Here is a 14,338-nt window from a genome sequence, read left to right as displayed (position 1 = left end):
CTTTTGACCGCTGTCGCAAACGCTCGTAAAGATGCTGAGTCGCAGCTCGGAACCTTGGATAGGGCTCTTCGCATGCGCTTCGAACGCCGCATGAGAGAAGAGACAGAGAACGATGGCAACACCGCCAAAGAGCCCGTCAAAAACAGCGCCGAAAAGCAAGATTAAGCTCTACACGAGCAACGATGAAACCAGGGAGGTGGTCCGCGGAGGCGCGGACCCCCAAGAAAAGGACTACCGGCACAATTACTCCCGAGATCACGGTCGGATCATTCACAGCGCTAGCTTCCGCCGTCAGCAGGGAAAGACACAGGTATTCCCCAGCCGCGAGTCCGACTTTTTCAGGAGCCGGCTGACCCATTCGCTTGAAGTGGCCCAGATCGCCCAGGGAATACCCGAGTTCATCAACCACACATACAAGACTACTTTGCCTGAACTTATTGACGTCAGGTTGTGTTTCGCCGCTGGTCTGGTTCACGACATTGGCCATCCGCCATTCGGTCACAACGGTGAACGGGCGCTCGACAATGCGATGCTCGAATATGGCGGGTTTGAGGGCAATGCCCAAACCTTGCGAATCCTGACCAGGCTAGAGAAGAAGGTCAAATACGCCAAAGCTCTCGATGGCGATGGCGATATAAGGGCCGGTCTAAACCTTTGCCATCGGACGCTGGCCTCTGTCCTGAAGTACGACAACATGATCAAAGCCGTGCGCCCTGAAGGCTCAAAGGTTGAGAAGGGCTACTACGCTACGGAAAAAAGGATCGTCGAGAACATCAAAAGCTCAGTAATAGGCGACTTCAAACTAAAGCGCGGAAAAGAGTTCAAGTCGCTCGAATGCTCGATAATGGATCTGGCAGACGACATTGCATATTCCGTCTACGATCTTGAAGACTGCCTGAAGGTCGGGTTCCTAAGCCCTGCGAAGATCCTGGCGACCAAGGATGCGCTGTTGGAAAAGGTGGCAGCGAGCGTATCGAAGCAGATCAAGGAGGACGTCAGCAAGGAAGATGTGCTCGACGTATTCTTCGATATTTTTGCCGGACTGTTCCAGGGCGAGCCCGATAACGATGGAAGTAGCGTGGGGGTGGATGCGACTGGGAGTCCGGATGGCGCTGAAATGAGCAACCAAGAGGATGGCGACAGTCTGCAGCCAGCCGAAGTGGCCAGAAGACAGAAGCTGGAGGCCGAGCGGGAAGGGTTCAGGCGATTTACCGCTGTTTATAAGACGTCCAGGCTGATCAGTGATGACGCATACAACCGCACAGAGTTGTCTTCGCAGTTGGTGCATGAATTCATCTCGTCAGTGGAGCTGGATTACAACGAGCAATGTCCACCTCAGAGCCAGGTGAAGCTGTCCAAAGGGCGATTGCGCCGAAAGGAAGTCCTGAAACAGTACACCTATGAGGCCGCTATCTATGCCCCGCGCGTGAAGCTGGGCGAATATCGAGGCTACGATGTTGTGACCGATCTTTTCGAAGCGCTGATGGCTGACAAGGGCGATATTCTGATGCCAGAGGACGTCAGAGAGCGTTTCAACAAGGCAGACAACATCACTGGACGGGCCCGCGAAGTGTGCGATTTCGTGGCGGGGATGACTGATCGGTATGCCATTGAGTTCTGGGCGCGTTTGAAATCCGACTCAGCGGAAAGCATGTTCAAGCCGATCTGACAGAGACCGGCGAATTTCAGGATGAGCGGCTTTGAGTCACGCCGTCGAGTAGGTTTGACCGGCGTGCTTGGCGCGGGCCAACTTCATAGCGACCGTTCCGCTGTCGAACTGGGCGATTGCTCACTAGGAAGACCTGTATGCCGGACGGCCCCTGACTCATTCCAGTTTGGCCTGGGGTTCTGGCGCCGTCTGGAGTTTCTATGGGCGGCGTCGCCTTGGTGCTTCGCGATCTTGTTCATGCCCGCGGATGCATCTCGGCGCTCCGATTTTTACCTTCACAAGTGGCCGAGCCTCTGAGTTCGGCTTTCTTGTTTCGCCGTCCAGCCGCGCCATTAGGCATTGAAAAAGGCACTCTCTCATTCTATATTTCCGATGCGTCGGAAGATTTACTTAGGAGCGACCATGGCAGCCGTAGCCGAAATGCTGAAGGCAAGCGAGGCCGCCGTGGTCTCGCGTGTAAGCCTGCGAGATGTCAATCGCGCAATCGATGAACGCATCCTGCCCGATGCCTTCGTATCGGTTGACAACGGCCGGCACGTCCTGGCCGGAGCCTGCTCCTTCATCAGCTTCTACTTCGAGACCGCAAAACGTCTAACCTCGGAAGAACGATTGTTTGCGATCAGGATGGTTGAGCCCAAGCTAACACTCTCGCGCTCGCTCGCTTGGGCGGCACTGCTGCGCGAGGACTGGACCGTGCGTGACGACTTTCTGACGATCGATCTGACGCCGTTCCTGAAGAGCACGAGTGAACGTCTGTCCGATCTCGAGGCGGCTCGCGAGATGGTCACGTCGTCGGATGACGTGCTCAGCGGCACGCCCGTTATCCGTAACACTCGCGTCCCAGTGTATGATGTCGCGGCATCCGTCACTGTCGGTCATTCGGTTGAGCGCATTCTTGGGGCCTACCCGAGCCTTGACGCGGAGAAGGTACGGCTCGCGGCGATTTATGCAGAGGCGAACCCCCTGCGAGGGCGTCCTCGTACTGGAGACCTTCCAAAAGGCTCCGTCATCACTTCCGATCGCCGTGTTCCGCGACTTAGGAAGGCGGATGAAGTTCCTGATCGATGAATGTCTCACCCCCGAGCTTGCAAAAATTGCGCATGGGAAGGGTCATGGCGAGACCAGCCACGTTGTCTGGCTGGGGCTCGCCGGGCTCAAGGACTGGGAGCTCAAGCCGATCATTCTTGAAGGCGACTGGACCTTCGTCACCAAGAACTCGGTGGATTTTAGGGGGCCAAAGGATAATCCGGGCACCAAGGGACAGTATGCAGATGTTGCCATCCACGCAGGGCTTGTTTGCCTAAACGGCCCGCCAGGCATGGATCTCGACATGCAGGTCGAACTTTTCGAAATGGCTCTGATCGAGCTCGACGACGATGATCTTGTGAACCAGGTTCTTGAAGTGACCCTCGAAGACGAGGAAACGTTGCGCGTTGTCCGTTATGCGCTACCGAAGGAATGATCGAAGCCAACCAGGCCGCAAGCCGGGGGCGCAGGACCGATCTCATCAATGGTCCTGTCGTCGTCGCGAAGCGCGAACAGGCACCTGCCGAGACTGGCCGCGGCAGAGTGAGACTGTCGCGAACAGACGACAAAAACAAACACCACTTAGGCATGCCATAGAAGGTAGCAAGCCCTCGGGTCGCAACAACTACGGCGCCGGAAGGCACGACTGGACGACATCGTCGCTATGCCAAAGACGTTCGCACTGGTCCGTTCTGAATCCTATCTTGACGCGACGTTCGCCTATGAAGAGCCAAAAAATGTAGCGCAATCGGTTCAAGATTGACTGAAACCGCACCGTTCCTGAGCGGTGCTCAGACCGCTACCGAATGCCTGGCCTTTCCACAATATTTGTCGAACTTTGCCGCGATGCTCCTGACAAACGGCCGGCTTTCCGCCGGCACGACGAAGCGGTCACCATCAAGTTCAAGCAACCGCGCAGGATCTTGGAGGGCCGTGGAACTCGCCTTGAGGAGAAGTCTTTGGCCGGCTTTGCCAAAGCGCTCCACCAGCTCAATCGCCGAGAAGGCGAAGTCACACATCAATCGCTCGATGATCCAGCCGCGAACACGGTCGTCGTCGGAAAGCGCGATACCCCGAACAGCGGCCAGCCCTCCTTGTGCAACCATGCGTCCATACTCGGCGGTCGAAGGCATATTCTGTGCATAGCCTTGCCGAAACTGGCTGATGGATGACGGGCCAAGGCCGATCAAGGTCTCGCAGCGATCCTCCGTATAGCCCTGGAAGTTCCGGCGCAGTGTTCCGGCGCGGGCGGCAAGCGCGAGGGCATCGCCCGGTTTGGCGAAATGGTCGAGCCCGATTGCTTCGTATCCCTGGTCCACGATCGCCCGCGCCGCAAGTTGCGATTGAGCAAACCGCTCTGCCGGACCCGGCAGCCATGCCTCGTCGATCATCGTCTGATGTTTCTTGAACCACGGCACATGGGCGTAGCCAAAAAGCGCTATCCGATCCGGTTCCAGGGTCAGTGCCTGCGCGACGGTGGAGGCGACACTCTCCCTGGTCTGGTGTGGCAAGCCGTAGAGCAGGTCCAGATTGACCGATTCGACGCCGCGCGAACGAACGCCGTCGACTACCGCTTTGGTCTGCAAAAAGCCCTGCTCGCGGTTAATTGCCTTTTGCACCTTCGGGTCAAAATCCTGGACGCCGAGGCTCGCACGGGTCATGCCGATTTCGGCGAGTGCGTCGAGGCGGGCATCGTCCATATCATTGGGTTCGATTTCGACGCCGATCTTGGCGCCGGGAAGAAACGTGAAGCTGTTGCGCAGGGCGGTTCCCAGCGCCACCAGATCCTCCGGTTTGAGCATCGTTGGCGAACCGCCGCCGAAATGGACGGCACGCACGCGGCCCTTGCCTGCGACAAGACCGGCGACGGTGGCGATCTCGGCATGCAGTGAGCGAAGATATGTGGTCACCGGTTCGTAGTGGCGTGTCTGCTTGGTATGGCAGGCACAGAACCAGCAAAGCTTGTCGCAGTACGGGATGTGCAGATAGAGCGAGATCTCGTCACCACCTTCGAGCGCCTCCAACCAGCCTCGGTAAACGACGGCATCGACCCCCGCATGGAAATGCGGCGCGGTCGGATAACTGGTATAGCGCGGGACATTCTCGCCAAGTCTGGCAGCTAGCTCCGGTCGCATGTCGTGGTCCACCGTGTTTGCGTCGCCGGAACTGTGGATGCTTGGATGAGCCTAAGCCCTGATTTCGATCAACCTTCAGCACGGACAAACTGCCGCAAGGATTTTTCTACCGTCGATTGCTATCCTGCCTGCACTGGACCGGTAGACCGATCGAATGACATTACGGCAGGATATTCACAGTTCCGGCATTCCCGTTCTTTGCCTGTCTTGCGAGGCACGGCACCGCGGTGTCTGTGGTGCGCTCGAACCAGACCATTTGGCTCGGCTAGCCAAGACTTCATCGCGGCACAAAATCGAGCCGGGGGTCGAACTGATCGGCGACGCCGAGGCGGTCGACAGCTATTCAAACGTGCTTTCAGGCGTGGTGAAGCTGACGAAGAGCCTTTCGGACGGCCGCCAGCAGATCGTCGGCCTCCAGTTCGCGCCGGATTTTCTGGGACGGCCCTTCAAGGTGAAAAGCGCGATCAATGCGCAAGCGGCAACAGTTGTCTCGCTATGCTCGTTTCCGAGAGCGGCCATCGAACGGATGATGAAGGAATCACCGGAATTTGTGCATCGCCTGCTCAAGCAGACGCTGAACGAACTCGACGAAGCACGCGAATGGATGGTTACTCTGGGGCGCAAGACCGCACCGGAGAAGGTGGCGAGCTTTCTCCTCATGATCGCCCGGAACATCGATTCCAGTGTTAACCCGGCGGCCAGGTCGGCGTGCTTCGAGCTGCCGATGACGCGTGCCGACATCTCTGATTTCCTTGGAATTACAAACGAGACCGTGAGCCGTCAGCTGACCAGCCTGAGAATGGACGGCGTGATTCGGATCGAGAACAACCGCCGTGTCACCGTGGACAGCATGAGCCGGCTGGAACGGCGCTGCGGCGGCCGAGGCGCAACCGCCGTTTGAATGACACCGAAGCTGCATGGCCTCCGTCACCTACTTCGTTCGGGGCAGGGCATGCTCGCGTTGGGCTTAGAAGAAATCGCATAGCGACAGCCCGCTCTCCATCCGATGGTGCGTTTCGGCCAACTCGTCGGCGAAGCATCCATCTCGAGGTGCTCGACGTGTAACCGGCTGTTCCAGGCAGGATCGCACTCGGCCGAAGTCAATACGCCTCATACGCAGGGGAAAATCGCCGTTCCCCCGAATCATGAATGTCACGAAGGCAGCGCAACGCTGGCGCTGGCTGTCCCAAGGCATTGAAACGATCGACGTTCGGCAAGGCATCGGCCTACTTTCCAGCGTCACAGAAGGCGCGCTTCCCACACGCCCGCGATCGCCTCCATACCCGGCCAGACCGGGGACGCCGGGCCTGTCCATAAGCGTGGCGGCCGGTGCTGCGCTTCCACATTCGATCGCCACAGTCTGATCGCACCGAACTCGATGCTGCTCGAAGCAAAATCGTGCGGCTCTGACATGGATCAGGGCGAGCAGGCCACGGCTGCGCAATAAGGCACTGCGGTTTGGCGCCCGCCGGAATCGGAAATCGGGGCTTGCGATGAAATTCGGCACAGAGATCGTCCTTCTAAGCCTGTTTGCGTTTGCGGCCCTGGTGGCTGCCGGCTTCGGCGTAGATGAACCTTTTCGCCAGCATATGTGGGTTTTGTTCTTCACCGTGGCTGGCTTCACTGCGATTCTGTTGCGCAACACGGAGTTCAAGCCGACAGTTCCGATCGACCCCGCCGCTTACATGGATGGGCCGATCCGCTACGGTGCCATCGCCACCATGTTCTGGGGTGTCGTCGGTATGCTGGTCGGCGTCGTCATCGCCCTGCAGCTCGCCTACCCGGATCTCAACATCCAGCCCTGGTTCAATTTCGGCCGACTGCGGCCGCTGCACACATCCGGTGTTGTGTTCGCTTTCGGCGGCAACGCGCTGATTTGCACGTCTCTCTATGTGGTGCAGCGCACCTGCCGCGCGCGTCTGTTCGGCGGCGATCTCGGCTGGTTCGTGTTCTGGGGCTATCAGCTGTTCATCGTCATGGCGGCAACCGGCTACCTGCTCGGCATTACCGAGAGCCGCGAATACGCCGAGCCCGAATGGTATGTGGACCTGTGGCTGACCATTGTCTGGGTCGCCTATCTCATCCTGTTCCTCGGCACGATCCTAAAGCGCAAGGAACCGCACATCTATGTCGCCAACTGGTTCTACCTTGCCTTCATCGTGACCATCGCAATGCTGCATGTGATCAACAACCTGTCGATGCCGGTCTCCTTCCTGGGCTCCAAGAGCTATTCAGCCTTCTCCGGCGTACAGGACGCCCTGACGCAATGGTGGTACGGCCACAATGCCGTCGGCTTCTTCCTCACCGCCGGCTTCCTCGGCATGATGTATTACTTCGTGCCCAAGCAGGCCAACCGACCGGTCTATTCCTACCGGCTGTCGATCATCCACTTCTGGGCTTTGATCTTTCTCTACATCTGGGCCGGTCCGCACCACCTCCACTACACCGCACTCCCTGACTGGGCGCAGACGCTCGGAATGGTGTTCTCGATCATGCTCTGGATGCCGTCATGGGGCGGCATGATCAACGGCCTGATGACGCTATCCGGCGCCTGGGACAAGATCCGGACCGACCCGATCATCCGCATGATGGTGATGGCCATCGCCTTCTACGGCATGTCGACCTTTGAAGGTCCCATGATGTCGATCAAGACGGTCAATTCGCTGTCGCACTATACCGACTGGACCATAGGTCACGTGCACTCCGGTGCGCTCGGCTGGGTTGGGATGATCTCGTTCGGCGCGATCTACTACATGGTGCCGAAGCTTTGGAGACGTGAACGGCTCTATTCGCTGCGGCTCGTCAACTGGCACTTCTGGCTGGCGACGCTTGGGATCGTCGTTTACGCCGCGGTGATGTGGGTCTCCGGCGTCATGCAGGGCCTGATGTGGCGCGAATACAACGAGCAGGGCTTCCTGGTCTACTCCTTCGCCGAAACCGTCGCCGCCATGCATCCCTACTACATCATGCGTGCCATCGGCGGCGCGATGTATCTGTCGGGCGCCCTCATCATGGCCTGGAACATCGCCATGACCATCCTCGGCTACCAGCGCGAGGAGGATCCGATGCCGCGCTCCATCCCCGCCCTCCAGCCTGTGCGATCAGGAGCCAGAAAATGGGCCTGATGGACAGACACGCGGTCATCGAGAAGAACGCCACACTTCTTCTCCTCGGGTCCCTGCTGGTCGTAACAATCGGCGGTATCGTCGAGATCGCGCCGCTCTTCTATCTCGACAACACCATCGAGAAGGTGGAAGGCATGCGGCCCTATTCGCCGCTCGAGCTCGCCGGGCGCAACATCTATGTGCGTGAGGGCTGTTACCTCTGCCACAGCCAGATGATAAGGCCGTTCCGCGACGAGGTCGAGCGCTACGGCCACTATAGCCTGGCGGCCGAGTCGATGTACGACCACCCGTTCCAGTGGGGCTCGAAGCGCACCGGGCCGGATCTCGCCCGGGTCGGCGACCGCTACTCGAACGGATGGCACGTCCAGCATCTCACCGAGCCGCGTTCGGCGGTGCCGGAATCGATCATGCCGAGCTACGCGTTCCTGAAGGACATGCCCATCGAGGTGAAGGATTTCTCGACGCATCTGATCGCCAACAGCCGTGTCGGTGTGCCCTATTCAGACGACATGATCGCTCATGCCAATGCCGATCTCATGGCGCAGGCCGATGCGAATGCCGACACATCGGGCCTGGAGAGACGCTATCCGAAAGCCAAGGTTGGGGACTTCGACGGCGATCCGCAGCAGGTCACCGAAATGGATGCGCTGGTCGCCTATTTGCAGATGCTCGGCACGCTGGTCGATTTCAGGACCTATGACGAAGCCGCCGGTTACCGCTGAGGAGAATGGCGATGACCTACAATTTCATGCGGGAGTTTGCCGACAGCTGGGGCCTGCTTGCCATGGCACTTTTCTTCCTCGGATGCGTTGCCTTTGCATTTCGTCCCGGCAGCCGCAGGCAAGCCGAGAGAGCCGCTCACATTCCTCTCAAGGACGACTGATCATGGGCAGCGAGCATATCGACGAGGTTTCGGGCATCTCGACGACCGGCCATGAGTGGGACGGCATCAAGGAACTCAACAACCCGCTTCCGCGCTGGTGGGTCATAACCTTCTACATCACCATTGCCTGGGCGATCGGCTACACCGTCGTCTATCCGGCATGGCCGATGCTGACTTCCGCGACCAGGGGTGTGCTGGGGTATTCGAGCCGCAGAGACGTCAAGAATGAACTGGCGGCGGCCGAAGTGGCCAAGGGTAAATTTGTCGCTGCCATTCAGGCGAAGACCGTCTCCGAGATTACAGCCGACAATACGCTACGCGAATTCGCCATCGCCGCAGGTGGCGCCGCGTTCAAGGTCAATTGCGTGCAGTGCCATGGCTCGGGCGCTCAAGGGTCCAAGGGTTTTCCCAACCTAAACGACGACGATTGGCTGTGGGGTGGCAACGCCGAACAGATCCAGCAGACGATTGCGCACGGCATCCGCTTCGCATCGGACCCGGATACGCGCCTGTCGGAAATGCCTGCTTTTGGCGACGTCATCACGACGGATCAGATCAAGCAGGTCGGCGCCTATGTCGCAAGCCTCTCCGATCCTGTTCAGGACACAAGCCTGATCGAACTCGGCGCCAATGTTTTCGCCGAGAATTGTGCGGCCTGTCATGGTGAGAATGCAAAGGGCAACAGGGAGCTCGGCGCACCCGACCTGACCGACGCGATCTGGCTTTACGGGTCTGGCGAAACAGCCATCGCCGCGCAGGTCCGCGCCCCGAGGCATGGCGTCATGCCGGCCTGGATCGGGCGTCTCGGCGAGATCAAGGTCAAGGAACTCGCGGTCTATGTCCATTCGCTTGGCGGCGGAGAATAGGAACGCAAGCCTATTCTCGTCCTCCCCCCAACCGCCAAGCGACGAGGCCCGGCGCGAGCCGGGCCTCGGCATCATCCAGAAACCGATGGGTCGGGCTTCCGGCGAAATCGTCGCTGGTGACTGGAGCTTCTCGTGCTCGATAACACGCAAATAGAACGGCTCGAAGCCGATGCGGTCAACTCCGCCAAGACCCGTCAGCCGCTCTATGCCGGACGCAAGAAGATCTTCCCGAACCGGGCTTCTGGCAGTTTCCGCCGCTTCAAGTGGTCGGTGATGGCAATCACGCTGGGGATCTACTACCTGACCCCCTGGCTGCGGTGGGATCGCGGGCCATTTGCCCCTGACCAGGCCGTGCTGGTCCATCTTGCCAACCGCCGCTTCTACTTCTTCTTCATCGAGATATGGCCGCAGGAATTCTACTACGTCGCCGGCCTGCTGGTCATGGCCGGTGTCGGCCTTTTCCTGATCACATCCACCGTCGGCCGGGCCTGGTGCGGCTATACGTGCCCGCAGACCGTGTGGGTCGATCTGTTTCTGGTCGTCGAGCGAGCCATCGAGGGCGACCGCAACGCGCGCATCAAGCTCGATGCCGGTCCCTGGACTGCGCGCAAACTCGTGCTGCGAACATCGAAACACGCCATTTGGCTGGTCATAGGGGTGCTGACCGGCGGCGCCTGGATTTTCTATTTCGCCGATGCGCCGATGCTGCTTGGGGAACTCTTCACCGGCACCGCCGCCCCCGTCGCCTACATCACCGTCGCCGTGCTGACGGCGACGACCTATACGTTCGGCGGGCTGATGCGCGAGCAGGTCTGCACCTACATGTGCCCATGGCCGCGCATCCAGGCGGCCATGCTCGACGAGAATTCCCTCACCGTCACCTATAATGACTGGCGCGGCGAACCGCGCTCGCGTCACGCCAAGAGGGTCCTTGCCGCCGGGCAGCCCGTCGGCGACTGCGTCGACTGCAATGCCTGTGTCGCGGTGTGCCCGATGGGGATCGACATTCGTGATGGCCAGCAGCTTGAATGCATCACCTGCGCGCTCTGCATCGATACCTGTGACGGTATCATGGACAAGCTCGGCAGGGAGCGCGGACTGATTTCCTATGCGACGCTGGCCGACTACAACGCCAATATGAGGCTGGCGACCCCGGGCGGCTCCGGTTCAGTCAACCCGTCACTGGTCAGGAGCGCTGACGGCCTGTTCTCCGACAAGGTGGCCCGTTTCCATATCCGCAAGATCTTTCGCCCGCGCACCTTCATCTACATGGGCGCCTGGTCGGCGGTCGGTCTCGCGCTGCTCTATTCCCTGCTGACCCGCGAACGGCTCGAATTGAATGTCCTGCACGATCGCAACCCGCAGTTCGTGACGCTGTCCGACGGTTCGATCCGCAACGGCTACACCGTCAAGCTGCTTAACATGATCCCCGAACCAAGAACGATCATTGTCACGATGCAGGGCCTGCATGGAGCCGAAATGAGCGTTGTCGGCATCGACCTGCCGGCGGATCGCTCCTTCGCCATCCCGGTCGAACCCGACCGGCTGAAGATGCTCAAGGTTTTCGTGCGTCAGCCGGCAGATCAGGTTCGGGGTACAGCGCAAAGCTTCAAGTTCCGGGTCGAAAACAAGGCAACGTTCGAGTCGGACGAATATACGGCCACTTTCAACGCACCGGAGAGCGCCAGATGAGCGACACCTCGCGACAATCCCGCGAATTCACCGGCAGGCATATGCTGTTCACCATCCTTGGCTTCTTCGGCGTGGTCATAGCGGTCAATCTGACGATGGCGACGCTCGCCAACACGAGCTGGACCGGCCTTGTCGTCGAAAACACCTATGTGGCGAGCCAGCAGTTCAACAAGAAGGCCGAGGAGGGGCGAGCTCAGGCAGCCCTCGGCTGGACTGGCAAACTGACCATCGCAGGCGGTGAGGTCCGCTACAGCCTCACCGAGGCTGTCGGCAAGCCGGTTGCCTTGCATGGCGTCAAGGTGCTGTTTCGTCATCCCGCCTACGAGGCCGAGGACAAATCCGTCACTCTTGCCGCTGCCTCCGGTCAGATATTCGCCGCGCACCACATCCCCAAGGATGGCGTCTGGATCGTCGAAATCGACGCCGATGCGAGCCTTGCGGAACCCTATCGCGACGTTCGCCGGATCGTGATTTCCCACGGGGCGCTGCAATGAGCTGCTGCGCGCCAGGCGCCGAAATGGCATTGGACCTGGAAAAGGTCACATTGGTCCTGCCTTCTGGCCAGGAAATCAGACTGGCGAGCCGCTCGATCGGCGAAAATCTTCGCCAGACCGACCTCTCGGTGCCGGCTGTGCATTGTGCCGCCTGCATCCAGACGATCGAGACGGCGATCGGCAAGCTGGATCGCGTCGAAGGCGCTCGTGTCAATCTTTCAACGAAACGTGTTTCGGTCCGGTGGCGCGGCGACGAGGTTCCGCCATTCGTCGCCACACTTGGACGGCTGGGCTATGGCGCGCACCTGTTCGATCCCGAGGCTGACGGGAAGGACAGGACGCTCTCGGAACTGATCCGCGCCGTCGCGGTCGCCGGCTTTGCGGCGGGCAACATCATGCTGCTATCAGTCTCCGTCTGGTCCGGCGCGCAAGGCGCGACCCGCGACCTGTTCCATTGGGTCTCGGCCTTGATTGCCATTCCTACGCTCGCTTTCGCCGGCGGCATCTATTTTCGCTCGGCCTGGAATGCGCTGCGCCACAGCCGCATGAACATGGACGTGCCGATCGCGGTCGGGGTATCGCTCGCTTACGCCATGAGCCTCTACGAGACGATCAACCATGGCGACCATGCTTATTTCGACGCGTCGGTGTCGCTGCTGTTCTTTCTGCTGATCGGCCGCACGCTGGATCACGTGATGCGGGAACGGGCACGGACGGCCGTAAACGGACTGGCTCGGCTGGCGGCGCGCGGCGCCATGGTGCTGCGCGAGGATGGTTCGCGCGACTACTTGCCGGTTGGCGAGATCGAACCAGGAATGGAGCTCTTGATTGCGGCTGGCGAGAGGGTGCCCATCGACGGCAGGATCATTGGCGGGGCATCGGATCTCGACTGTTCCCTGGTTTCCGGGGAAAGCACGCCCAGAACGGTGGGCCCGGGGGCGCAGGTCCAGGCCGGTACACTCAATCTCACCGGTCCGCTGACCATCGAGGCGACGGCCGCCGCGAAGGATTCATTCCTGGCCGAAATCGTTCGGCTGATGGAAGCGGCAGAGGGCGGCCGCGCCCGCCATCGCAGGATCGCCGATCGCGTCTCCGCGCTCTATGCCCCCGTGGTCCACCTCACCGCCTTTGTGACGTTCCTCGGCTGGATGGCGGCGACCGGCGACTGGCACCGGGCAATAACAATCGCAATCGCCGTTTTGATCATTACATGCCCGTGTGCGCTCGGTCTCGCCGTGCCGATCGTGCAGGTGGTCGCTGCGCGGCGGCTGTTTGAAAGCGGCGTCATGGTCAGGGACGGCTCCGCCATTGAGCGCCTGGCGGGGATCGACACGGCATTGTTCGACAAAACCGGCACGCTTACGCTCGGACTGCCCAGGCTGATCAATGCGCCGTCCATCGATCCGACGATGCTCGCCATGGCGGCCGAGATGGCAGCGCATTCCCGCCATCCCTTTTCGAAGGCAATCGCTGGCAATGCAGCCTTTGCCGGCCAGCCGAAACTCGCGTCCGTCAGCGAGCATCCGGGCTTCGGCATCGAAGCCATCGCCGAGGGCAGTACCTGGCGGCTGGGTCGCCGCGGATGGCGTGAGTGGAAAGCTCGGATCGGCGGCGAAGGCAAACAAGGCTATGGCGGAACCGTTCTGACGAAGGACGGGGTCATTGTCGCGACTTTCGATTTCGAGGATGAGCTGCGTGCCGATGCCAAGGCGGCCATCGAGCAACTGAACGGCGCCGGCGTGTCGGTGGAGATGCTGTCGGGCGACACAGAAGCTGCCTGCGGCGAAGTCGCGGAAGCACTGGGCGTCGAGCGCTTCGTTCCCGCGTTGCTTCCCTCCGGGAAGGTCGAACACATCGAAGCATTGACGCGAACTGGCCACAAGGTGCTGATGGTCGGCGATGGACTCAACGACACGCCTGCATTGGGCGCCGCACACGTTTCGATCGCTCCGGCCACGGCGGCGGATATCGGTCGCAACGCCGCGGATTTCGTGTTCCTGCGTAAAAGTCTTCTGGCTGTCCCACTTGCTTTAGACATTTCGCGGAAGGCCGGACGGCTGATCCGGCAGAACATCGCCATCGCGATCGTTTACAATGGCATCGCCGTGCCGGTCGCCATTCTGGGGCACGTTACGCCACTGATCGCGGCGGTCGCGATGTCCGCCTCGTCCCTCCTGGTCATCGGCAATGCGCTACGTCTGCAAGGTTTCGTGTCAAATGCATCGGTGCAAGATGCCCGACATGACAGGCGCTCGGACATTGGCGCACTGGCACAATCCTCATGACGACGCTCGCCTACCTCATACCTGTGGCCCTGTTCCTCGGAGCGCTTGGGCTGGCGGGGTTCCTGTGGGCCTTGAGGAGCGGCCAATATGAAGATCTCGATGGCGCCGCCGAGCGGATCCTGATCGACCGCGACGAGCCACGCAGTTGACCCAGCCTGCCCTG

At 60.2% G+C, this 14,338-nt stretch carries 13 protein-coding genes; 12 read left to right on the top strand and 1 reads right to left on the bottom strand.

The genetic code is table 11. The features are described from left to right. Positions 1 to 112: 112 nt before the first annotated feature. The 3 genes from dgt (at position 113) to NKH42_RS12575 (ending at position 3,131) form a co-directional block, all read left to right on the top strand. The gene (gene dgt / locus NKH42_RS12585) at positions 113 to 1,669 is read left to right on the top strand and encodes a dGTP triphosphohydrolase (protein ID WP_352974143.1); all 1,557 of its coding nucleotides are present in this window, start codon (positions 113 to 115) and stop codon (positions 1,667 to 1,669) included. A gap of 402 nt (positions 1,670 to 2,071) precedes the next feature. After that, positions 2,072 to 2,737, top strand: coding sequence for a DUF433 domain-containing protein (locus tag NKH42_RS12580; protein WP_352508080.1), 666 nt, complete (start codon positions 2,072 to 2,074; stop codon positions 2,735 to 2,737). Then, on the top strand, positions 2,718 to 3,131 hold the full coding sequence (locus tag NKH42_RS12575) for a DUF5615 family PIN-like protein (RefSeq protein ID WP_352707166.1): 414 nt from the start codon (positions 2,718 to 2,720) through the stop codon (positions 3,129 to 3,131). Before NKH42_RS12580 ends, NKH42_RS12575 begins: the two co-directional genes overlap by 20 nt. A 355-nt stretch (positions 3,132 to 3,486) precedes the next feature. On the opposite strand, the gene hemN is transcribed toward NKH42_RS12575, so the two are convergent. Then, positions 3,487 to 4,830, bottom strand: a complete 1,344-nt coding sequence (hemN, locus tag NKH42_RS12570; RefSeq protein ID WP_352567106.1) for an oxygen-independent coproporphyrinogen III oxidase — start codon at positions 4,828 to 4,830, stop codon at positions 3,487 to 3,489. Positions 4,831 to 4,984: 154 nt separating this feature from the next. On the opposite strand from hemN, the gene NKH42_RS12565 reads away from it, so the two are divergent. The 9 genes from NKH42_RS12565 to ccoS all read left to right on the top strand — a co-directional run bounded on the left by NKH42_RS12565 (position 4,985) and on the right by ccoS (position 14,324). Then, complete coding sequence (locus NKH42_RS12565; protein WP_352567104.1) at positions 4,985 to 5,731, top strand: Crp/Fnr family transcriptional regulator; 747 nt, start codon at positions 4,985 to 4,987, stop codon at positions 5,729 to 5,731. 592 nt (positions 5,732 to 6,323) lie between these two features. Then, positions 6,324 to 7,955, top strand: a complete 1,632-nt coding sequence (ccoN, locus tag NKH42_RS12560; protein ID WP_352707164.1) for a cytochrome-c oxidase, cbb3-type subunit I — start codon at positions 6,324 to 6,326, stop codon at positions 7,953 to 7,955. Next, positions 7,946 to 8,677 carry a cytochrome-c oxidase, cbb3-type subunit II gene (gene ccoO, locus NKH42_RS12555; protein WP_352707162.1) on the top strand — a complete coding sequence of 244 codons (732 nt, stop codon included), beginning with the start codon at positions 7,946 to 7,948 and terminating at the stop codon, positions 8,675 to 8,677. Before ccoN ends, ccoO begins: the two co-directional genes overlap by 10 nt. 11 nt (positions 8,678 to 8,688) lie before the next feature. Continuing rightward, positions 8,689 to 8,838, top strand: coding sequence for a cbb3-type cytochrome c oxidase subunit 3 (locus tag NKH42_RS12550; RefSeq protein ID WP_352457387.1), 150 nt, complete (start codon positions 8,689 to 8,691; stop codon positions 8,836 to 8,838). A gap of 2 nt (positions 8,839 to 8,840) precedes the next feature. Beyond that, entirely contained in the window at positions 8,841 to 9,704 is an 864-nt protein-coding gene (ccoP, locus tag NKH42_RS12545) for a cytochrome-c oxidase, cbb3-type subunit III (RefSeq protein ID WP_352567098.1), read from the top strand. A 132-nt stretch (positions 9,705 to 9,836) separates the two neighbouring features. After that, the gene (ccoG, locus tag NKH42_RS12540) at positions 9,837 to 11,396 is read left to right on the top strand and encodes a cytochrome c oxidase accessory protein CcoG (RefSeq protein ID WP_352567096.1); all 1,560 of its coding nucleotides are present in this window, start codon (positions 9,837 to 9,839) and stop codon (positions 11,394 to 11,396) included. Beyond that, entirely contained in the window at positions 11,393 to 11,890 is a 498-nt protein-coding gene (locus tag NKH42_RS12535; protein WP_352707158.1) for a FixH family protein, read from the top strand. The genes ccoG and NKH42_RS12535 overlap by 4 nt, the downstream gene beginning before the upstream one ends. After that, on the top strand, positions 11,887 to 14,175 hold the full coding sequence (locus tag NKH42_RS12530) for a cation-translocating P-type ATPase (protein WP_352707156.1): 2,289 nt from the start codon (positions 11,887 to 11,889) through the stop codon (positions 14,173 to 14,175). Before NKH42_RS12535 ends, NKH42_RS12530 begins: the two co-directional genes overlap by 4 nt. Next, entirely contained in the window at positions 14,172 to 14,324 is a 153-nt protein-coding gene (gene ccoS, locus NKH42_RS12525) for a cbb3-type cytochrome oxidase assembly protein CcoS (protein ID WP_023679633.1), read from the top strand. Before NKH42_RS12530 ends, ccoS begins: the two co-directional genes overlap by 4 nt. Positions 14,325 to 14,338 lie beyond the last annotated feature (14 nt).

The organism is Mesorhizobium sp. M1142 (genome assembly GCF_040318565.1).
In the GTDB taxonomy this organism is placed as follows: Bacteria; Pseudomonadota; Alphaproteobacteria; order Rhizobiales; family Rhizobiaceae; genus Mesorhizobium.
The sequence above is the reverse complement of the archived record's forward strand: the minus strand, read 5'-3'. Positions and strand labels throughout refer to the sequence as shown.